The sequence below is a fragment of the Baekduia alba genome, assembly GCF_028416635.1.
GTDB classification, from domain to species: Bacteria; Actinomycetota; Thermoleophilia; order Solirubrobacterales; family Solirubrobacteraceae; genus Baekduia; species Baekduia alba.
Window position 1 is genome coordinate 1,223,283 of the sequence record NZ_CP114013.1, and the last position, 20,120, is coordinate 1,243,402.

General features: G+C 73.6%; 19 protein-coding genes. 6 read left to right on the plus strand and 13 right to left on the minus strand.

What is annotated here, in order from left to right; all coding sequences use genetic code 11:
* Window positions 1-80: 80 nt before the first annotated feature.
* Genes DSM104299_RS06045 through DSM104299_RS06055 form a run of 3 tightly spaced genes read right to left on the minus strand, consistent with a single transcriptional unit; the run spans window position 81 to window position 2,098 of the window.
* Complete coding sequence (locus DSM104299_RS06045; RefSeq protein ID WP_272476387.1) at window positions 81-797, minus strand: glutamine amidotransferase-related protein; 717 nt, start codon at window positions 795-797, stop codon at window positions 81-83.
* Window positions 798-836: 39 nt separating this feature from the next.
* Window positions 837-1,550 carry a hypothetical protein gene (locus DSM104299_RS06050; protein WP_272476388.1) on the minus strand — a complete coding sequence of 238 codons (714 nt, stop codon included), beginning with the start codon at window positions 1,548-1,550 and terminating at the stop codon, window positions 837-839.
* A complete protein-coding gene (locus DSM104299_RS06055) occupies window positions 1,547-2,098 on the minus strand; it encodes an RNA polymerase sigma factor (protein WP_272476389.1) in 552 nt (183 codons plus the stop codon). The genes DSM104299_RS06050 and DSM104299_RS06055 overlap by 4 nt, the downstream gene beginning before the upstream one ends.
* 185 nt (window positions 2,099-2,283) lie before the next feature.
* Here DSM104299_RS06055 and DSM104299_RS06060 point away from each other — a divergent pair, with 185 nt between their 5' ends.
* The 3 genes from DSM104299_RS06060 to DSM104299_RS06070 are packed head-to-tail and all read left to right on the plus strand — an operon-like array spanning window position 2,284 to window position 3,634.
* A complete protein-coding gene (locus tag DSM104299_RS06060; protein ID WP_272476390.1) occupies window positions 2,284-2,667 on the plus strand; it encodes a hypothetical protein in 384 nt (127 codons plus the stop codon).
* A gap of 3 nt (window positions 2,668-2,670) precedes the next feature.
* Window positions 2,671-3,300, plus strand: coding sequence for a hypothetical protein (locus DSM104299_RS06065; RefSeq protein WP_272476391.1), 630 nt, complete (start codon window positions 2,671-2,673; stop codon window positions 3,298-3,300).
* A gap of 19 nt (window positions 3,301-3,319) precedes the next feature.
* The gene (locus tag DSM104299_RS06070; RefSeq protein WP_272476392.1) at window positions 3,320-3,634 is read left to right on the plus strand and encodes a winged helix-turn-helix domain-containing protein; all 315 of its coding nucleotides are present in this window, start codon (window positions 3,320-3,322) and stop codon (window positions 3,632-3,634) included.
* Window positions 3,635-3,924: 290 nt separating this feature from the next.
* Here DSM104299_RS06070 and DSM104299_RS06075 read toward each other — a convergent pair whose 3' ends face one another.
* From DSM104299_RS06075 to DSM104299_RS06110, 8 genes are all read right to left on the minus strand, one after another.
* Window positions 3,925-4,842, minus strand: a complete 918-nt coding sequence (locus DSM104299_RS06075; protein WP_272476393.1) for an alpha/beta fold hydrolase — start codon at window positions 4,840-4,842, stop codon at window positions 3,925-3,927.
* 12 nt (window positions 4,843-4,854) lie between these two features.
* On the minus strand, window positions 4,855-6,618 hold the full coding sequence (locus tag DSM104299_RS06080; RefSeq protein ID WP_272476394.1) for an HD domain-containing phosphohydrolase: 1,764 nt from the start codon (window positions 6,616-6,618) through the stop codon (window positions 4,855-4,857).
* Between the two features lie 6 nt (window positions 6,619-6,624).
* Window positions 6,625-7,881: a hypothetical protein gene (locus DSM104299_RS06085; protein ID WP_272476395.1), complete on the minus strand. Its 1,257-nt coding sequence runs from the start codon at window positions 7,879-7,881 to the stop codon at window positions 6,625-6,627.
* Between the two features lie 79 nt (window positions 7,882-7,960).
* Window positions 7,961-8,590, minus strand: a complete 630-nt coding sequence (locus DSM104299_RS06090) for a hypothetical protein (RefSeq protein WP_272476396.1) — start codon at window positions 8,588-8,590, stop codon at window positions 7,961-7,963.
* A gap of 69 nt (window positions 8,591-8,659) precedes the next feature.
* Window positions 8,660-10,948 carry an MMPL family transporter gene (locus DSM104299_RS06095; protein WP_272476397.1) on the minus strand — a complete coding sequence of 763 codons (2,289 nt, stop codon included), beginning with the start codon at window positions 10,946-10,948 and terminating at the stop codon, window positions 8,660-8,662.
* Between the two features lie 54 nt (window positions 10,949-11,002).
* Window positions 11,003-11,773, minus strand: coding sequence for a glycosyltransferase family 2 protein (locus DSM104299_RS06100; RefSeq protein WP_272476398.1), 771 nt, complete (start codon window positions 11,771-11,773; stop codon window positions 11,003-11,005).
* Between the two features lie 34 nt (window positions 11,774-11,807).
* On the minus strand, window positions 11,808-12,587 hold the full coding sequence (locus DSM104299_RS06105) for a DUF3891 family protein (RefSeq protein WP_272476399.1): 780 nt from the start codon (window positions 12,585-12,587) through the stop codon (window positions 11,808-11,810).
* A 13-nt stretch (window positions 12,588-12,600) separates the two neighbouring features.
* Window positions 12,601-13,113 carry a hypothetical protein gene (locus DSM104299_RS06110; protein ID WP_272476400.1) on the minus strand — a complete coding sequence of 171 codons (513 nt, stop codon included), beginning with the start codon at window positions 13,111-13,113 and terminating at the stop codon, window positions 12,601-12,603.
* Between the two features lie 78 nt (window positions 13,114-13,191).
* Between DSM104299_RS06110 and DSM104299_RS06115 the strand changes: the two genes are divergently transcribed.
* The 3 genes from DSM104299_RS06115 to DSM104299_RS06125 all read left to right on the plus strand — a co-directional run bounded on the left by DSM104299_RS06115 (window position 13,192) and on the right by DSM104299_RS06125 (window position 18,035).
* Window positions 13,192-13,392, plus strand: coding sequence for a hypothetical protein (locus DSM104299_RS06115; RefSeq protein ID WP_272476401.1), 201 nt, complete (start codon window positions 13,192-13,194; stop codon window positions 13,390-13,392).
* 123 nt (window positions 13,393-13,515) lie between these two features.
* Window positions 13,516-14,292 carry a FadR/GntR family transcriptional regulator gene (locus tag DSM104299_RS06120; protein WP_272476402.1) on the plus strand — a complete coding sequence of 259 codons (777 nt, stop codon included), beginning with the start codon at window positions 13,516-13,518 and terminating at the stop codon, window positions 14,290-14,292.
* A 95-nt stretch (window positions 14,293-14,387) separates the two neighbouring features.
* Complete coding sequence (locus DSM104299_RS06125) at window positions 14,388-18,035, plus strand: indolepyruvate ferredoxin oxidoreductase family protein (RefSeq protein ID WP_272476403.1); 3,648 nt, start codon at window positions 14,388-14,390, stop codon at window positions 18,033-18,035.
* 68 nt (window positions 18,036-18,103) lie between these two features.
* Here DSM104299_RS06125 and DSM104299_RS06130 read toward each other — a convergent pair whose 3' ends face one another.
* Window positions 18,104-18,742, minus strand: a complete 639-nt coding sequence (locus tag DSM104299_RS06130; RefSeq protein ID WP_272476404.1) for a hypothetical protein — start codon at window positions 18,740-18,742, stop codon at window positions 18,104-18,106.
* Between the two features lie 307 nt (window positions 18,743-19,049).
* Window positions 19,050-20,117 (minus strand): metallophosphoesterase, encoded by a 1,068-nt coding sequence (locus DSM104299_RS06135; protein ID WP_272476405.1) that lies wholly within the window; start codon window positions 20,115-20,117, stop codon window positions 19,050-19,052.
* Window positions 20,118-20,120 lie beyond the last annotated feature (3 nt).

The following is a 20,120-nucleotide window of genomic DNA, read 5'->3' on the forward strand; positions in this document are numbered from 1 at the left end:
TCCGGCGGGGCGCCCGCCCGCGCCTGACGGTCGCCAACGCGCTTCACGTGCGGGCGCACGCCGACGCCGCGCCGGCGACGTCAGCCATGGGCGTGCGCGCCGCAGGATCGCCTGGCCGCGTCGGTGAAGGCGGTGATCAGCGGGGAGAGGGGCTCGCCGGCGAGGGTGCCGACCTGTGGGTGGAAGAGGGTGGCCATCAGGAACGGGTGGCCGGGGAGCTCGAGGGCCGCGGCGCCGACGTCCTGCGCGCGGGCGGCGATCCGGACGCCGGCGCGCTCCAGGGCCTCGGCCGCGGCGTCGGTCGGCGCGAAGCCGCAGACGAAGTGGCCGGCGAACGGCTCGGTCCCGAGCAGCTCGGCCAGGCGCGTGCCGGGTGTGCAGGTCACGGTCCGGCGCTCGCCGTCGACGCGGCAATCCAGCGGCGCGATGAACGGGTCCGCGGCGTCGGGGTCGGACTCGGCGTGCCGCGGGTCCTCGACGCCGGCGAGCGCGGCGCCCAGCTCGAGCGCGATGTGCTGGTAGCCGCCGCAGGTCCCGAGCAGCGGGACCCCGCCGGCGCGGGCGCGGCCGATCGCCGCCAGCAGCGCGTCGACGTCGCGGTAAGGCCCGCCGGGCGCGATCCAGAGGCCGTCGACCGAGCCGGGCGCGCCGAGCTCCGCGGCCTCGGGCGCGTCGGTCTCGACCCAACCCGCGTCGAACCCCTGCTCGCGCAGCCGCGCCAGCACGGCGTCGATCTCCAGGTGCGTCGGGTACGACGGGGTGTGGTCGCCCAGGACGGTGATGCGAGTCGCGCTCATGTGACGAGAGACGTCGCGGGGCGGCCGGACCGGACGCGGCTAGCCCGAAGGCTGCAAGGTGATGGTCTTGCGCTCGGCGCCGCGCGTGACGCGCAGCTCGTGGTCGGCGAACGCGTTGGCGCCGTCGGCCACCATGAGGTAGGTCCCGTCGGGCGCGACGTCGATCGGCTGCAGGTCGCCGTCGCGGCCGACCGCCAGCTCGGTCACCGTGCGGTCGACCATGCCGAAGAGGAGCGTGCGCTGCGCGTTGTCGATGGTGTCGCCGCGGACGATGGCGGCGACGTGCGCCTGCGCGAGGTCCGCGCAGTTGTTGGCGACGTCGTCCGGGTAGTCGCGGAACTGGCCGTTGGCCACGCGGCCGACGTGGCCGCCGACGCGGCGGCCCGCCACCGCGCAGGTCGCGCCCGTGTCGTTGGAGAACACGCGCATGCCCCATCGCGCGCCGGCGACCGCGGGGTCGGCCGCCGTGGCCTGCGCGACGCGGCGGTCGGCCGGCGCGCGGGTCACGCCCCGGCCGGGGTCGCTGTCGTGGTGCAGCGGTGGCGCGTCGGAGACGAACACCTTCGTGCCGACCGCGATCCCGCCGCCGACGACGAGGAACGCCAGCACCGCGCCGAGCGCCGGGCCCGGCACGTGCTGGATCCACGTCCGCCGCCGCACCTGGCGCTCGACCTTGGCCCTCCGCTCTCCGGCCTGGCGGAACTGCTCGTACAGCTCATGGGTCGAGCGACGATCCGGCGGGATGTCCCTCACGTCAGCAGGCTCTCGGACGCGGCGACCGTGTCGAGGGTCCGCGCGAGGTCGCGCAACGCGCGGGACACGCGGATTCGGATGGCGCCGGCACTTGCTCCAAGCAGCTCACCGATCTCATCGTATGGGCGATGCTCGACCACCCGCAACCGCAGGACCTCGCGCTGGTCTTCGGAGAGCGTGGCGAGCGCGCGCTCGAGGATCGGGCGGAAGCGCTCGAGGTCGGCGAGGTCCTCGATGCGGTCGAACTCCTCGGGCGCGAGCCGCGGGACCTCGGCGCCGATGCGCTCCAGGTGCCGGCGCTCGACCCGGCCGCGATCGCGCCAGCGGTAGAGCTGGTGGCGGGCGATCGTCCACATCCACTGGCGGCCCTCGTCCTCGGTGGCGCCCCTGAAGCCCTCGATCCCGGCGAGCATCTCGGCGAACGTCTCGGCCATCAGGTCGAAGGCGACCTCGGGGTCGAGGGTCTGGCGGACGAGGTAGCGCAGCACCTGGTCGTGGTAGGCGAGGTAGACGTCGCCGAACGTGCTCGGGTCGTTCCGAGCCCGCACGAACAGGGACGGGCAACTGCCGCTCCGTAGCCGGACGATGCCGCTGCGCATCCTGCGCGAGGCCCTCACGGCGGGAAACATCTCAGACCGGGAGTGGTTCGGCGCAGAAGTTCACTCCGGCGCTGAAACAGATTCCTGCGCTGCCGCCCTATTCCACCACCCCCGATGGAATGGAGCGTTCCCCGATGTCCCACAGGATGGGCTTGTCCTATGGCGTCCTGCTGCTCGCCCTGCTCTGCGCCGTGAGCTTCGGCGCGATCGTGCGCGTCGCGGTCGGCTACGACGACGCGCACGTCACCTGCGTCGAGCACGGCTTCTACGGCGGCGGATCGACCACCGACAGCAGCTTCTTCGCCAGGGTCTACGACGGCTGCAGCACGACCTACAAGCGCTGCGCCATCACGAGCTACGGCGTCGAGAGGGGCTACGCCGAGATCTACACCGGGGGCCTCTGCAACGCGTGGTCGCAGACCTGGGGCAGCTACACCGAGTGCGCGGGCGGCGCCAAGGTGTACGCGCCGGCGGCGTTCAGCCAGCACACGCACTCCTACAGCCCGTACTGCGGGTAGCCGATGCGCGCGCTTCGCTTCACGATCGCCCTCGTGCTCGCCATCGTCGTCGGCATCGCCGGCGCGTCGGCCGTCATCGGGTCGCCGGGCCCGACCAGCGAGATGGGTCCCGAGGCCGTCCAGCCGGACGGCACCGGCGCCGCCATCGCCGCCACCGCCGCCGATCCCGCGGCCGCCCATGCCCGCAGCGCGGCCGTGGCCCCGTCCTGGGCCGTCCGCGTCTACCGCTCACAGGCGGGCTACACCTGCCCGGACGCTGGCCGCTCGCTTGACGGGGACTTCGGGCGCGTCGACGGCGACGGGTCGTTCCACCCGCTCGCGCTGGGGGCGTCGGGCAACTGCATCGACCTGACCGAGGACCAGTACTCGATCGACGTCAGCCACTACCCGGCCAACGAGGAGCGGGGCGCGAGGGCGGTCGTCTTCGGCGTCGTCACGCCGGCGGTCCGGTCGGTCGCCGTCACGGTCGACGGGACGCGGACCGACCTGGAGATCGCCGACGGCGCGTTCGTGACCGCCCTCGACGACGCCGACGCCGGCAGCACGCAGGTCGACGTCACGCTCGCCGACGGGACCACCAAGACCCAGGCGCTCCGGCCGAGCACCCTGGTCGCCGACGGCGCGCAGCCCTAGGCGAGCGGCAAGGGTCTCGATGGCGGCGATCGCGCAGAAGACGCTGGAGCTCGCGGGCGGGCTGATGGACCCGCTCCGCCTGCGGGTCCTGCTCGCGCTCGACGACCGGCCGAGCACGGCGACGCAGCTGTCGAAGGCCCTCGACGCGCCCTACGACAAGGTCAACTGGGCGGTCAAGCAGCTCGTCAAGGGCGGGCTCGTGGAGCTGAAGGTCGTCGAGCCCGCGGCGAGCGGCATGGTCATGCAGAAGGTGTACGCGGCCCGGCACCGGGGCTGGGCTGCCCTGGTGCCGGTCCTCGACGCCATCGTGGCGAGTCGGGCGACCGAACCGTGATGACGACGTGCGCGGGCCGCGTCGGCGCGCCGAGCGACAGGAAGTCCCGCACGCGGCCGCCGGTCCCGCAGAACGGGCACGCGATCCCGGCCGACGGCGCGAGCCGGTGCGGCCCGGGCGAGATCGGCGCGTCGCACCTCGGGCACGCGAGCGTCCCGACGGCGAGCGTGGCGGAGCGCGCGACCCGGCGGATCTCCTCAGGGCCACCGAGGCCGCTGACGCGATCCGGGTCTCCGGCGCCACCGCCCCGGGAGAACAAGCTCACCAGCGTGATCCTCCGTGCCGGACGATCACGCCGCCTTGACAGCCGGCGTGTCGCCGGTCGCCACGTCGGCGGTGTGGGCGTGCTGCGCGATGGCCCCGATGATCTGGGGCCAGGCGTCCTTGGGCAGGTCGTGGCCCATCCCGGGGATGGTGATGAGGCGGGCGCCGTCGATCGCCTTCGCGGTCGCGCGGCCGCCGGAGGGCGCGACGAGCTTGTCGGCGTCGCCGTGGATGACGAGCGTCGGCGCCTGCACGGCGCGCAGCTCGCGGCGGCGGTCGCCCGAGGCGATGATCGCGCCGAGCTGGCGGGCGGTCCCGGCCGGCGAGGCGCCGCGGTCGAAGGACAGGGCGATCATCTCGCGCAGCTCGAGGTCGTCGCGCTCGAAGCCCGGGGAGCCGATCGTGGTCCACGTCTTGATGCCGCGCTCGATGAAGCCGTCGCGGTCGCTCGGCGCCGACCCCAGCACCACCGGGTAGGTCTTCAGCGCCGGCTGGCCGCTGAAGCGCGCGCCCGTGTTGGACATGATCGACGTCAGCGACCGCACGCGCGTGGGGTGCCGGGCGGCGACGGTCTGGGCGATCATGCCGCCCATCGACACGCCGACGACGTGCGCGCGCTCGATCTCCAGCGCGTCCATCAGCCCGACGGTGTCGAGCGCCATGTCGCTCAGCTTGTAGGCCGGGCGCGCGATGCGGCGCAGCGCGATCTCGTGGAGCTTGGGCACCGGCTTGCCGTCGACGCGCGTCGAGCGCCCGGTGTCGCGGTTGTCGAAGCGCACGACGAAGAAGCCGTCGGCGGCGAGCTGCTCGCAGAAGCGCGTGTCCCACGCGACCATCTGCGTCCCGAGGCCCATGATCAGCACCATCGGCGGCGCGGTGGGGTCGCCGAACGTCTCGTAGCACAGGGTGATGCCGTTGCCGACCTCGGCGAAGCGCTCGTCCATCGTCCGAGACTACTAAGCGGCCAGCGACAGCGGGGGAGGCTCGTCGGCGCCGCCGCGCGCGCCGGCCAGCGGCAGGAACAGGTCGACCAGCTCGGGGTCGAAGTGGCGGCCGCGCTGGCCGCGGATCTCGTCGAGCGCCTGCTCCAGCGTCCACGCGTCCTTGTAGGGGCGCTTGGAGCGCAGCGCGTCGAAGACGTCGCAGAGCGCCACGATGCGCCCGACCAGGGGGATCTCGGTGCCGCGCAGCCCGGCCGGGTAGCCGGAGCCGTCCCAGCGCTCGTGGTGCGTGCGCGCGATCTCCTCGCCGAGCTGGACCAGCGGCGACGGCGACCCCGACAGCATCGACGCGCCGATCTCCGCGTGCGTCTTCATGATCGCCCACTCCTCCGCGTCCAGCCGGCCCGGCTTGAGCAGGACGCGGTCCGGGATGCCGATCTTGCCGACGTCGTGGAGCACCGACGCGAGCCGCAGCGTCTCGGCGTCGCGCGCGCTGAACCCGGCGGCCAGCGCCAGGCTCTCGCACAGCACGCCGATCCGCTCGACGTGCTCGCCGGTGTCCTCGTCGCGCCACTCGGCGGCCAGGGCCAGGCGGCGGACGACCTCGAGCTGCGTCTCCTCCAGCTCCGCCGTGCGCTCGCGCACCGCCTGCTCGAGCGCCGCGTTGTGGCGCGAGACGCGATGGCGCTCGCGGCGCTCGGTCAGGTACGACGCGGTCACGGTCCCGACGGCGCTCAGCGCCAGGCCGGCGAGCGGCGCGACGACCGGCAGGATCCAGCCCTGGACGAACGCGAGGTAGGCGACGCCGACGTAGACGACGGCCAGCACCGGCGCGGTCAGCACCGACAGCGTGCGCAGGCGCAGCGCGGCGGCGGCCGGCGCGAGCGCGAGCAGCAGGATCGCCAGCACGCTGGCCCAGCCCGGGGCGGTGTGCAGCGGCAAGCCGTGCAGGACGGTCCACAGCGCGTTGGCCTGGACCTCGGGCCCGGACATCAGCTCGTCGCGGACCGTCGGCGTGGGGTGGACGTCCTGGCCGGTCGGCGCCGTCATGCCGACGACGACGACCTTGCCGCGCACCGCCGAGGCGGGCAGGTGCCGGTCGCGGACGTCGGAGAAGTGGTAGGTCGGGATCGTGCCGGGCGGCCCGCGGAAGTCGATCCAGGCGCCGCGCTTCTCGAAGGCCTTCAGGTCGACCTTCCGGCCCAGCGAGCGGGCGGCCGCGACCGCGATCGTCGCGACGCCGTCGCGCGACGGCTCCATCTTGGCGATCTCGCCGCCGGCCAGGATCGGGAACGACGCCATCGCCGCCCTGGCGCCGACGCGCGCGAGGTTCTCGTCGCCGCCGAGCACGTTGGTGTGGCCGTGCGCGTCGGTCTCGGTCGTCGCGAGGATCGTCCCCGGGAAGCGCCCGATCGCGTCGTACAGCGCCATGTCCTCGGTCGGGCTGGTGGCCTCCGTGAACTGGACGTCGTAGATGACCTTCTTGGCGCCGAGCCGGTGCAGCTCGTCGAGCACCTGCGCGTGCCAGGTGCGCGGGTAGGGCCAGCGGCGCTGGTCGGCGTAGTCGGAGAACGTCTCGGCGTCGATGCCGACGACCGCGAGGTCGTTGGGCGGGACGGCCGGCCGGACGCGGAAGCGCAGCGAGACGGTCGTGTCCTCCAGCGAGCGCGCCGCGTGCGTCGTCCACATCCCGATGCCGGCGATCGCCGCGACGACGCCGGCCAGCAGGACGGCGCGCGCGTGGACGGGCCAGGTGCGGGGGCGCAGCAGCGCGGGCACGGGCTCCTACGGCGCGACGCGCGCCAGGTAGTTGTGGCCCTTGGTCACGACGACGGTCCTGCCGCGCCCGAGGTCGCGCACGGCGACGGCGCCGGCGGTGACGGTGGTGCGCGTGCCGGCGCAGGTGTCCTGGGTCTGCCAGCGCGTGCCGCGGACGGTCGCGACGCTGCCGCGGCCGCGGGTCTCGAAGCGGCCGTTGTGGTCCGAGCCCCAGAGCGAGCGGGCCGGCGCCTTCTTCTTCGTGACGGCCTTGGCGGCGTGCGCCCGGGCCCGGGTCCGCGCGGTCGTCGCGGCGCAGGACGAGAAGTCGCCGCCGCGCAGCACGAGCTGCGTCAGGCCGCGGGCGGCCGTGCCCTGGCGGACCTCGAAGATGCCGCCCCAGAAGCGGCCGGTCTGCGTCGTGCCCTTCGTGTCCAGCGCGGACGTGAGCTCGACGGTCCCGGCGCGCGTGTCGATCAGCGTGCCGGTCGGGACAACCTTGGCGGCGCTGAGGTCGAGGAGCGCGCCGGTCGGCGAGGTCGCGACGACCCTGCCGGCGACCGCTGCGATGGCGATGGTCCGGCCCAGGACGGGCGTGACGTCGGCGGTCGCGGCGCCGGGCGCGGTCGTCGCGCCGCTGCCGTCGTCGGAGGACGCGCCGTCGCCGCCCGACGGGGAGTCGTCGTCGGACGACTTGTCGTCGTCCTTGGACTTGTCATTGCTGTTGGTCGGCGACGCGGAGGTCGACGAGCCCGAGCCGCTGCCGTTCGACCCCGAGCCCGAGGAGCCGCTGGAGCCCGAGCCGGTGGAGCCCGGCGAGCCGCTGCCGCTGCTGCCCGAGCCGCTGCTCCCGCTCGACCCGGAGCCGCTCGATCCGCTCCCACTCGACCCGCTGCCGCTGCCGCTGCCGCTCGGCCTCTGGGTCCCGAACGCCACGTCCCTGCCGTAGCTCGTCGTCAGCCCGCTCAGCGCGACGGCCCGCACGTGGTAGGTCGTGCCGGCCGCCAGGCCGCCGACGGGAAGCGTGACGTCCTGCTGGAGGCCGAGGAGCGCGGTCGGGACGGCCCGCGTGGTCGTGCCGTAGTCGGTCGTCGGCCCGTACTGCCAGGTGACGCCGCCGCCGAGGGCGGATAGCAGGACCGTGGCGCGGAACGTCGCGGCCGAGGTCGAGACGTCCTGCGGGCTGCCGGTGGTGACCGCCACCGTGACGGCGGGTGCCGAGGCCGGCACCATCGCGAGGGTGGCTGCCGCGGTCGCCAGCGAGGCGACGGCAGCGCGGGTCATCCGTGACGTGCGCACGTAGAAGAAGATCGGCAGCCTCGCGCCGATCTTCCGGAACCTGGACGGACGTCCGACGCGCGGGCTACGCCGCGGCGCGTTCCTGCGCGGCCACGAAGGCCGCCAGCCGCGCGTGACCGCCCTGCGCCACGGGCTCGCCGTGGGCGAACAGCAGCGCGTCGAAGTCGTCGCGCTCCAGCAGCCGGCGCAGCGCCGCGGTCAGCCCGGCGCGCACGCCCTCCGGGTCGTCGCCCATGAGCGAGCCCGGGACGTAGGTCAGCTCGCCGTCGCCGTCGCGGATCACCGCGTCGGCGAACAGCAGCACGCCCGGCCCCGCGGCGATGTGGAACGCCGTGTCCTCGGGGGTGAGCGCGCCGACCTCCAGCGCCGTGACGCCGGGCGCGACCGTGTCGCCGAAGTCGAACGGCAGCACGTCGGGCTCGTCGCCGCCCTCGAACTCGTGCAGGCCCGAGCGCTGCGCCTTGATCGCGCAGCCGAAGCGCTCGACGAAGCACGCCGCGTGGCGCAGGTGGTGGCGGTTGGAGAGCAGGACGGTCTCCGGCCGCCCGTGGCGGGCGACGTCCTCGATCCCCTCCTCGGGCACGCGCGGATCGAACAGCGCGGCGCCCTCCACGTAGAAGTGGGAGTGCACCGGCTGGCCGATGCCTTCGTGGAAGGACGTCCAGTGAAGGACGCCGGGGAGCACTTCGTCCATGCGCGACGCCTTACCCGCCGCGCCGGGTGCGACACCCGGCGCGGCGAGCCAGTCAGGCGGCCGTCGTCCCTAGACCGGGTCCGGGACGGGGTCGGGGCGCGGGGCCGCCGGACGCTCCTCCGGCGGCTCGATCGCCAGGTTCGGCAGGCGCCTGTCCAGCCACTTCGGGATGTACCAGGCGGAGCGGCCGAGGATCTCCATGATCGCCGGGACCAGCAGGCACCGGATGATCACCGCGTCGAAGAACACCGCGCTCGCCAGCCCAAGGCCGAAGAGCTTGATGATCCGGTCGTCGCCCAGGGCGAACGACGCGAACACCAGCACCATGATCGACGCCGCCGCGGTGATGACCTTGCCGGTCGTCTGCAGGCCCCTCGCGACCGCGTTGTGGGCGTCGTTGGTGTGCACCCACTCCTCGTGGACGCGGGACATGAGGAAGACCTCGTAGTCCATCGACAACCCGAACACGATGGCGAACATCAGCACCGGCACGAACGACTCGATCGGTCCGGTCCCGATCCCTAGCAGCGACGCGCCGTGGCCGTCCTGGAAGATCAGCGTGATGAACCCGAGCGCCGCGCCGATCGACAGCAGGTTCATGATCGCGGCCTTGACCGGGATCACGACCGAGCGGAAGACCACCAACAACAGCAGGGCACTCAGCAACACCACCACCCCGACGAACAGCGGCAGCTTGTCGGCCACCACGCGCGAGAAGTCCTCGTTGGAGGCGGTGAAGCCGCCCACCTCGACTCTCGCGCCGGTCTTCTGCTCGACCGCGGGCACGACGTCGTCGCGCAGGCGCTTGAGCGTGTCGGTCGTCGCGGCCTCCTGCGGGCCGGTCTTCGGGAACGCGGTGACCGTCGCGACCTGGCCGTCGGGCGAGATCGCCGGCTGCGACACGGTGGTGAAGTCCTTGTCGGCCTTCACCGCGTCGGCCACGGCCTGCGCCGCCGCCTTGTCGCCCTTGTCCTTCAACTCGGTCACGAGCAGGAACGACCCGTTGGTGCCGGCGCCGAAGCCCTCGGCGATCAGGTCATAGGCCTTGCGCGTGGTCGTGCCGTCCGGGTCCACGCCCGCGTCCGACGAGCCCAGGCGCAGGTTGAGCGCCGGGATCGCCAGGCCGAGCAGGACGGCGAGCGAGACGATGACCGCGATCCACGGCCGCGCCTGCACGAGCCGGGCCCAGCGCTCCCAGCCGTGGCCCTCCTCGCGGCGGTGCTGGCGCTTGGCCTCGCGCTTGGCGCGGAAGCCCCTGCCCGGGATGCCGAAGCGCTTCTGGACGCCGTAGAAGCGGAAGCCGCCGCGGCGGTCGTACTCGCGCAGGACGCCGTCGAAGAACAGCCCCGAGCCGCCGATGAGCGCCGGGATGATCGTCAGCGCCGAGAACATCACCGCGAGCACCGCGGTCGCCGCGCCGAGCGCGACGCCGTGCATGAAGCTCAGCCCCAGCAGCAGCAGGCCGAGCAGGGCGATGACCACCGTGATGGCCGCGAAGAGCACGGTGCGCCCCGCGGTGTCGATGGCCTTCTCGATCGCGAGGTCGCGATCCATCCCGGCTCGGACCTCGGATCTGAACCGCGTCACCACGAACAGCGAGTAGTCGATCCCGACGCCCAGGCCGATCAGCGACGCGAGCTGGGCCGCGAAGTCCGGCGTGTCGACGAGGTGGCTGATCAGCGTGATGACGCCGAGCGCCGAGCCGAGGGCGAGCAGCGTCGCGATCAGCGGCAGGCCCGCCGCGACGAGCGAGCCGAAGGTGATCAGCAGGACGAGCGCCGCGAGGACGATGCCGATGCCCTCGGTGGACGACTGCTCCTCGCCGAAGCGCACGGCCTCGCCGCCAGGTCCGCCGTGCTCGACCTGGAGCGTGCCGGACCGCGCCGTGAACGCGTCCTTCTGGATGTCCTTCAGCGGATCCAGGTCGATGTCGTTCGTGCTCTCCTTGTAGGTGAGCGACGCGACGCCGATCTTGCCGTCCTCGGTCAGCTGGCCGCCTTCGCCGAACGGGCTCGCGACGCTCGCGACGTCGTCGTTGGCCTTGACCTTCTTCAGCGACGCCTCGATCGCCTGCTTGTGGGCGGCGTCGGTGAGCGTGCCGGACGTGGCGCGGTAGACGATCTGGTCGGTGTCGCCCTTGGCGGCCGGGAAGTGCTTGGCCAGCAGGTCGTAGGCGCGCTGGCTCTCGGTGCCGGGCAGCCGGAAGCTCGAGATCTCCTTGACGCCGACCGACGAGGAGATCACCTGGATGGCGATCAGCGCGAAGACCCACGCGAGGAACGTGCGCCATCGATGCCTGTTGCAGACCCGTGCGAGGCGCACGAACCGCGAGTCTTGGGGAGTTTGGGGAGAGGTCATGCCCTCCATCCTCTTCGATTTCGAGGACGGAGGCCATCTCGACGTCTGCTCATTTCAGCCGAGGTCGTCCCGGACGACGGTCCGGCGGGCGCGCGGAAGCCAGTGGACGAGGGCGTTTCCGGACCAGGGACGGCGCTGCGCCAAGGTCGTCCGGTGTCTGGTCAAGCGCGGTCGGCGCGTGGCTCCGCCGCGGCCCGCCCGGGCGTCGCGGTGCGCGGGCGCGTCGGCGACGGCGAGCAGGCGCCAGCCCTCGATCGTCGCGCGGCGCGCGAGGTCCGCCACCGCGGCGCTGCCGCGCAGCTCCGGGTCGAAACCGCCGAGGTCGAGGAAGCCGCGGCGCCGCAGGACCACGACGCCCGGGACCGCGGGCGCGGCCCAGAGCGCGTCGTGGTCGCGCTCCAGCGCGTCGGTCAGGCGCTTGAGCGTGCCGGGCGCGGGGCGGGTGGCGGCGTCGAGCAGCGCGAGGTACTCGCCGGTGGCCTCGTCGGCGACGAGGTCGCTGGCCGCGGCGGTGCCGAGGCGCCGCGGCGCGGTGAGCAGCGTGCGGCGCGCGAGCCGGTGGTGGTCGCCGAGCGTCTGGCGCGCGGCGCGCGCGGTGGGCGGCGCGGCCGCGTCGACGAAGACGAGCGCGCCGCCGCACCAGCCCGGCGAGAGGTCGGCGGCCAGCGCGGCCTGCAGCGCGGCGAGCTGCCAGGGCGCCTGGCGGGTGACGACGATCGCGACGTCGACCTCGTCGAGCAGGTCGTGGACGGCGCCGGCGCGGCGCGAAGGCGACCGGGGCGCGACGTCGGGCGGCTGTGATGGCGAACGCGATGGCGGCAGCACGTCGTTCCCAAGCGTTGCCGGAACCTGACGATCTCTAACCCGGTGCTTCGAGGCGGACCTCGACGGTGAGCACCGGTGCGCGGTCCAGGGCGGCGTGCAGCGCCGGCTCGTCCGCGCTCGGACCGTCCAGGCGTCGGCCCTCGGCGCGGACGACGACGTGCGGCGCGGCGAACGGCCACGGGTCCAAGGTGTAGGTGTCGGGGGCGCTGCGGGTCAGCGTGAGCGGGACGCGGACGCTGCCCGCGCCGGCGGCCGTCGCCGGCGCGCCCGGCCCCGCGTGCGGCCCGCGCTCGTCGCGGCAGAGCGCGAGCGACAGGTCGTCCCACACGGCGACGAGCGCCCGGTTGCGCGCGAGCTCGTCGTCGGCGACGCCGAGCTGCGCGGTCAGCTCCTCCTGCAGCGCGCGCTGGCCGCCGAGGTACTCGTCCACCGCCCGGAGGATCCCCGGGTCGTCGGTCTTCGGCGGGAACCGCTCGTACAGGCCGGTGCCGTGCAGGGACACCAACAACGCCGCGTAGCGCGACTGGCTCAGGACGCGCTCCGGCGCGGCCGTCCACAGCGCGAGGTGCGTGCGGCGGTCCAGCTCGAAGAACTGCCGCGGCAGCCCCGTGTCGGGGTGGCGCTCGGGCCGGAGGTCCCAGGCGGCCATCCCGATGTCGTGCTGCACGGCGCCGAGGACGACCTCCTCCCGCGGCTCGGGCGCCGCGAAGCGCTCGTTGCCCCAGGCGCGCGCGAGCTGCCCGGCGAGCCAGGCGTGCGAGGCCTGGCCGATGGCGACGACGCCGCGGCCGTCGCCATCGGGGCGCAGGATCATGCGCGTCGACCGCCTAGCGGCGGTCGGTGTCGTCCTCGTCGAGCTCCGAGACGCGCTCCTCGTCGGCCTCGCCGTCGACCACGGTGGCCTCGTCGGCCTCGACCTCGGGCGTGAAGGCGTCGCCGATCGGCTCGGCGCGGCCGTCGCCGTGGGTCGCGTTCTCGATGAGCTGGTCCTCGGCGGCCTCGAAGCCCTCGGACTCGCCGCCGCCGGCCTCGTAGGCGGCCTCGAAGGCCTCGTCGCCGTGGGCGTCGTCCAGGCGCGGACCGCCGATGTCGCGCGCCTCGGCCGCCGCCGCGGCCTCTTCGGCCGCGACGAAGTCGTCGTCGGTGTGGACGACGGGCTTGGGCGGTTCCGGCGTGGCGGCGACCGGTGGCGCCGGCGCCGCGGGTGCGGGCGCCGGAGCCGGCGTGGGCGCTGCCGGGGCGGGCGCGGCGGCGCGGCCGGCGCGGCGCTTGCGGGCGAACGCGGCGCCGCCGGCGGCGAGGCCGCCGAGGGCGAGAAGTCTCTTGGGGATGCGGGGCATGAGGGAATCCGTACCCGATCACGGGCCCACGCGAAAGGTCTGCAAGACACATGGGCGACGCGGGGGTACCGTCGGACCATGAGCGAGCATCACGGAGCCGACCGCGTCGGCGGCGGTGAGGCGAGCCTGGGCGACGCCCAGTCCTCCAACCCGCCGGACGACGACGACATGATCTACCCGGACGCCGAGCCACTGGATTCGGACACCGACTACGAGGGCGAGGGCGACCCCGCGCCGGAAGAGCGCGACAACGAGGATCCCGCCCCGAACGCGCCGTAGCTCCAACCGCCGTTCGGGCGAGAATCCGGAGGATCCCGCCCCGAGCGGCCCTTGATCGAGGTGTTTCGAGCCCAATAGGTCCGGGGGGCTGACCACGGGCCGGTAGAAGTGTATGTTCCCGGCGTGTTCACGCCGGTGCAGACGCGTCGAACCTTCGAGGAGGCGGCCGAGCAGATCGCGGACAAGGTCCGGGTCGGCGAGCTGCGCGTAGGCGACAAGCTCCCTGGCGAGCGCGCCCTCGCCGCGCAGATGCAGATCAGCCGCCCGACGCTGCGCGAGGCGGTCAAGGTCCTGGTCGAGGCGGGCCTGCTGGAGGTCCGCCGTGGCCCCGGCGGCGGGATGTTCGTCGCGACCGACGTCGTCGGCGTCGAGCTCGTGCGCCAGCGCAGCTCCCTGCGCCTCGGCGAGGTCGCGGGCGTGCTCGAGGCGCGGCGGATGCTCGAGCCGCGGGTCGCGCAGCTGGCCGCCGTCCGCGCCACCGAAGAGGACTTCGCCACGCTGCAGCGGTCGATCGACGCGATGCGCGGCCTCGTGGACGCCGGCCGTGCGCTCAAGCAGGAGGACCGCTTCCTCCAGCTCGACGTCCAGTTCCACCTCGCGCTCGCGCGAGCCTCGGGCAACGCGACGGTCGAGTCGCTGATGCGCGTCCTGTTCCGCCAGCTCGAGATCGCGCGCGACATGGCGATGCACCTGCCGCTGGTCCCCGAGTGGACCATCCAGATCCACGAGCGGACCGTCGCGGCCGTGCGCTCCGGCGACCTCGTGGAGGTCGAGGCGGTCATGGACGAGCACGTCGGCCAGCTGGAGAAGACGTGGGAGGAGGAGACCGCGCGGGCGCTCGTGCGCCCGCTGCCGGAGTTCCTGCTGCCCGCGAGCGCGCGCACGAAGCCCGCGGCCTGACTGACCGGCCGTTTAGAACGGCGAGGGATGGTGGTAAGGTCGCTTGACCCATTGCGGGTCGGGGACTTGTCCAACGACGGGAGTGAGGGCCGGACGTGCAGCGCACGACGGGAGGCAGCGGGACCCAGCAGACGACCACCGCGACGCAGGCGGCCGCCGGCCGCTCGACCGCGCCGGTCAAGCTGCACCGTCCCGATGTCGCGCTCAGCGACAAGTACCTGCTGGAGCAGGGGACGGTCTTCCTGTCGGGCACGCAGGCGCTCGTCCGGATCCTGCTCGACCAGGTGCGCGCCGACCGCCGCCGCGGGCTGAAGACCGGCACGTTCGTCTCCGGCTACCAGGGCTCGCCGCTCGGCGGCCTGGACAAGGAGATCCTCGGGCTGCGCGACATCGCGACCGACCACGACCTCCATTTCACCGCCGGCCTCAACGAGGAGCTGGCGGCGACGGCCGTCTACGGCTCGCAGCTCGCGCCGTCGCTCGGCGCGCGCGCCGGCGTCGAGGTCGATGGCGTGACCGGCGTCTGGTACGGCAAGAACCCGGGCCTGGACCGCGCCGCCGACGCGCTGCGCCACGCCAACTTCGCCGGCACGCACCCGCACGGCGGCGCGCTGGCGCTCGTCGGCGACGACCCGTCGTGCAAGTCCTCCACCTTGCCGAGCGCCGGCGAGGCGACGCTCGCCGCGCTGCACATGCCGACGTTCTTCCCCGGCACGTTGCAGGAGATCCTGGACCTCGGCCTGCACGCGATCGCGTGCTCGCGCGCGTCCGGGCTGTGGAGCGCGATGAAGGTCGTCACGAGCATCGCCGACAGCGCCGGCACCGTCTCGGTGTGGCCCGAGCGCGTCGGCCCCGTGATCCCGACCGTGGAGTTCGAGGGCGAGATCTACCGCCACGTCCCCAACGGCAACCTCCTCGCGCCCAAGTCCATGGACTTGGAGCGCACGCTCTTCGGCCCGCGGATGGAGATCGCGCGCCAGTACGCCGCGCTCAACCAGCTCAACCCGGTGTCGGTCCCGACGCGCGACGCCTGGCTCGGCGTCGTCGCCGCGGGCAAGGTGTACTACGAGCTCGTCCAGGCGCTCGCCGACCTCGGCCTCGATCAGCGCGCGCTGGAGCGCGCCGGCATCCGCCTCATGAAGGTCGGGATGCTCTACCCGCACGACCGCGAGGCGTTCCGGGCCTTCGGCCGCGGGCTCGAGGAGGTGCTGGTCGTCGAGGAGAAGCTGCCGTTCCTCGAGGTCGCGCTGCGCGACGCGCTCTACGGCACCGCCGACGCGCCGCGGATCGTGGGCAAGACCGACGACGCCGGGCGGCCGCTGCTCGCGCCGGAGTCCGACCTGGACGCCGACGCGATCGCCGTCGCGCTCGCCGCCCGGATGGGGCAGCGCGTGCGCCTCGACTCCGTCGACGCGCGCGTCGCGCTGATCGAGGCGCGCCGGCAGACCACGCAGCGCACCGTGCCGACGCTCGCGCGCACGCCGATGTTCTGCTCGGGTTGCCCGCACAACACCTCGACGGCCAACCCGGACGACGTCCTGCTCGGCGCCGGTATCGGCTGCCACACCATGATCCTGCTCGCGCCCGAGGGCAAGGGCACGATCACCGGCATCACGCAGATGGGCGGCGAGGGCGCGCAGTTCGTCGGCATGAAGGACTTCACCGGCGACCAGCACTTCGTCCAGAACGTCGGCGACGGCACGTTCCACCACTCGGCCTCGCTGGCGATCCGCTTCGCCGCCGCGTCGGGCGTCAACGTCACCTACAAGCTGCTCTACAACGACACGGTCGCGATGACCGGCGGCCAGGACGTCATCGGCCAGCTCAAGATCCCGGAGATGACGCGCTGGCTGGCGCTGGAGGGCGTCAAGCAGATCATCATCACGACCGAGGACCCCAAGCGCTACGGGTCGATGGACCTCGACCCGATCGCGTCGGTCCGCCACCGCGACGACCTCGCCGAGGCCCAGGCCGAGCTGGCCGCCGTGCCCGGCGTGACCGTCCTGCTGCACGACCAGCACTGCGCCGCCGAGCTGCGCCGCCTGCGCAAGCGCGGCAAGGCGCCCGAGCCCGAGGAGCGCATCCACGTCAACGAGCGCGTCTGCGAGGGCTGCGGCGACTGCGGCTCGAAGTCCAACTGCATGTCGGTGCTGCCGGTCGAGACCGAGTTCGGCCGCAAGACGCAGATCCACCAGTCCTCGTGCAACAAGGACTACTCCTGCGTCAAGGGCGACTGCCCGTCGTTCCTGACGGTGATCCCGGCGCGTGCGGCGAAGACCCCGTCGGGCTACCCGGCCGCGCCGGAGGCCCCGGCGCCGACGCTCAAGGTCTCCCGCGACGACTTCCTGATGCGGATGCCCGGCGTGGGCGGCACGGGTGTCGTGACGGTCTCGCAGATCCTGCAGATGGCCGCGATGCTCGACGGCAAGCACTCCTACGGCCTGGACATGACCGGACTGGCGCAGAAGGGCGGCCCGGTCGTCTCCGACGTCCGGATCGCGCGCGACCCGATCGAGGGCTCCAACAAGGCGGGCGCCGGCGCGGCCGACCTGATCCTCGGGTTCGACGTGCTCGGCGCGGCCAACCCCAACAACCTGCTCGTCGCCGACGCGGCGCGCACGGTGGCGGTCGTCAACACGCACGCGGTGCCGACGGCGGCGATGGTGACCGACACCGGGGTCACGTTCCCCGCCTTGGAGCGCAACGTCGCGGCGATCGGCAAGGCGACGCGCGCCGGCGAGAACGTCTACGTCGACGCCGAGGCGCTGAGCGAAGCGCTGTTCGGCGACCACATGCCGACCAACACGGTGTTGATCGGCGCCGCCTACCAGGCGGGCTGCCTGCCGCTGAGCGCCGACGCGCTGGAGCAGGCGATCCGGCTCAACGGCGCGGCGGTCGAGAAGAACCTGGCCGCGTTCGCGTGGGGGCGCGCGGTCGTCGCCGCGCCCGACCTGGTGCGCGGGGTCCTGGAACGCGGCGTCGCGGAGCTGGGCCACCCGCCCGCCGCCGCGACGCCGCAAGAGCTTGACGGCGCGGCGCGCGCGATCGTCGACGCGGCCGGCGCCGAGGGCGAGCTGCGCCGGCTGCTCGAGGTTCGCGTGCCGGAGCTGATCGCCTACGCCGGAGACGGCGGGGCGCTGGCGACGCGGTACGTCGAGGACGTCGCCGCGGTGGCGAAGGCCGAGGCCGAGCGCGGCGCGCCCGGCGAGTCCGCGATCGCCGAGGCCTACGCGCGCGGCCTGTTCAAGTTGATGGCCTACAAGGACGAGTACGAGGTCGCGCGCCTGCACCTCGACACGGTCGAGCGCGCGAAGGTCTCCGGCGAGTTCGGCCAGAAGGCCAAGGTGTACGTCATGCTCCACCCGCCGCTGCTGCGCGCGCTCGGCATGAAGAACAAGCTCAAGCTGCGTCGCACCGCGGTCCCGACGTTCCGGATGCTGCGCGCCATGCGCCGCCTGCGCGGGACCAGGCTCGACCTCTTCGGCCTGCCGCGCGTGCGCCGCGTCGAGCGCGCGCTGCCGGCCGAGTACCGCGCGCTGGTCGACCGGGCGCTGGAGCGCCTGACGCCCGTGACCCACGCGGCGGTCGCCGAGATCGCCGACCTGCCCGACGTCGTCCGCGGCTACGAGGACATCAAGCTCGCCAACGTCGAGCGGTTCCGCACGCGCGCGGCCGAGCTGGAAGAGCGCCTGGCGCACGGCGCGCAGTCCGGCGGCTTCACGCTGCCGATGGCCCAGGGCTAGGGCTTGGGGCGAGCGTCCAGCGACCTCCCCCGAGTCGGGAGAGGTCGCCGGCGCGCTGTGACGCAGCGTCAGTCGTAGAAGGACCAGTCGCGACCGTAGTCGCTCTTGGCGAGCTCGAGCTCGAGGTCGGTGATGACCTCGTGCCGCAACGCCGCGTGGAAGGGCACCTCGATCGGCCCGTACCACGGTCCGTCGTGACCGGCCTCCTTCAGGAGGGCCACGACAGCCTCGTACGTGAGCCGCCGGGGTTCCTCTTCCAGAACCCGGCGCTGGAACTCCGCTTCGCGGGCGGCATGGATCTCCGCCCACTCGGCGCGCTCGCGAGCCCAGTGCTCTTGCCGCGCTGCCTCGATCTCCGGCAGCACGGCGCGGGCCTGCTCGACGAGCTGGCTGATCTCGACGGCTCGACGAGCGAGCCGGTCGATCCTCAGCTCCTGCAACTCGGCCTTCCAGGAGAGCAGGTCGCCGGTGAACAGCGAGGCTTCGAGCGCCTCGCCGTCCTGGCGGCCAAACTCGCGGGTCAGCGTGCGACGCAGGTGGCGCCGCATCCCTTCCAGCTCGTCGGCCAGCTCGTCGATCCGGTAGTCGTGCAGGGACTCCGGTCCCTCGATCGCGCGGGACGCGATCGCGGCACGGATCTCCTGCATGACGAGGTCGACGTGCTGACGACGCTCCTGCCGGGCGTTGTTTTCGGTCTGACGAGCCATCCCTGGCTCCCTTCTCCCAAGGCACTGGGCCTTGAGGCGTCTAACACGACCCCGGACGGGGGCGTGCGCGGACTCCATTCCCTGCGTCACCATCGCTCTGTCACCGGGGCGACCCGCTTGCCTGTCGGTCCCCAGACACCCATCTGACCTCTCGGGCGGACCCGATCGGTGTGACCTGCCGGAGGCAGGCGAGGGCGAGCCCATGGTGGTGTCGTTGGAATGAACGCGTTCATATGAACGTGGTGAGAGGTCGTTGACGATCGTGCAAGCCGGACCGCTGCGCAACGCGAGTCCGTGATCGGCCCGTTCACGAACCCCGACACGGGGCGTCGTCGAGCTCGCGCGGGCGCTGGTGGTGGAGCGCGGCGACGTCGAGGTCGTCGAGCAGGCCGATCGCGACCGGGTCGGCGGCGTCGTCAGCGATGAGCACGGCGCCGCCGGGCCAATAGGGGTGGGGCGGGCCGCCGCGGTGCAGGACGAGCGGCTCGTAGACCCAGGAGCCGGTGTTGGCGACGCGCGGGCGGCCGCCGGGGCCGGCCCAGAGCGCGGGCTGGTCGCCTGCGCGGGGGCCGCTGCGGTGGACGTGGCCGAAGATGACCCAGTCGGGGTCGACGCCGACGCGGGCCGTCGCGTGGGCCAGCGCCGGGATCGAGGCGCGCTGCATCTGGCGGCCGAGCAGAAGGCGGATCAGCGGCGCGATGCGGTGCGGCTGCAGCTTGCGCGGGCTCGGCATGGTCGCGGCGCGCAGCAGCTCGGCGACGTCCTCCAGCAGGGTGGCCAGCGGCCGCGGCAGCGCGCGCACGAGCCGCGACTCCGCGCCGGTGCGCGGCCGGCGCGCGTGCTCGTAGGCGACCGGGCCGACGACCCGCGGCGGCGTCGTGTGGACGTGCGCGCGGCGCAGGCCCCACGCCGACTCGGGCAGCAGGTGGTGGTCGAGGTAATGGCCATGGGTCGCCCAGATCCGCGGGGTCAGCCAGACGCCGGGCGTGCGGACCTCGACCGGTGCGGGCGCCAACCACCCGCAGACCTCGGCCAGCAGCGCGGTCGCGTCGTTGGGAACGAGCGCGTCCGGCGCCAGCGTCGGGCCCTGGGCTCGCGCCCACGAGCGCGCCAGCGCGCCGTCGTGGTTGCCCGGGACCAGCACGATCGGCCGCTCCGGGCCCATCCGCCGGCCCAGCGCCCGCAGCACGGGCTCGGCGACGGCCAGCGCCTGCTTCGGCTTGCCTTCGGCCAGCTCGACCGCGTCGCCGAGCAGCACGAGCCGGTCGACCTCGTCGAGCTTGCCCAACAGGATCGCGAGCGCCTCGGGATGGCGCAGCACGTCGCGGCCCAGCCGGCTGCCGAGGTGCAGGTCGGAGATGACGAGGGTCTTCAAGGG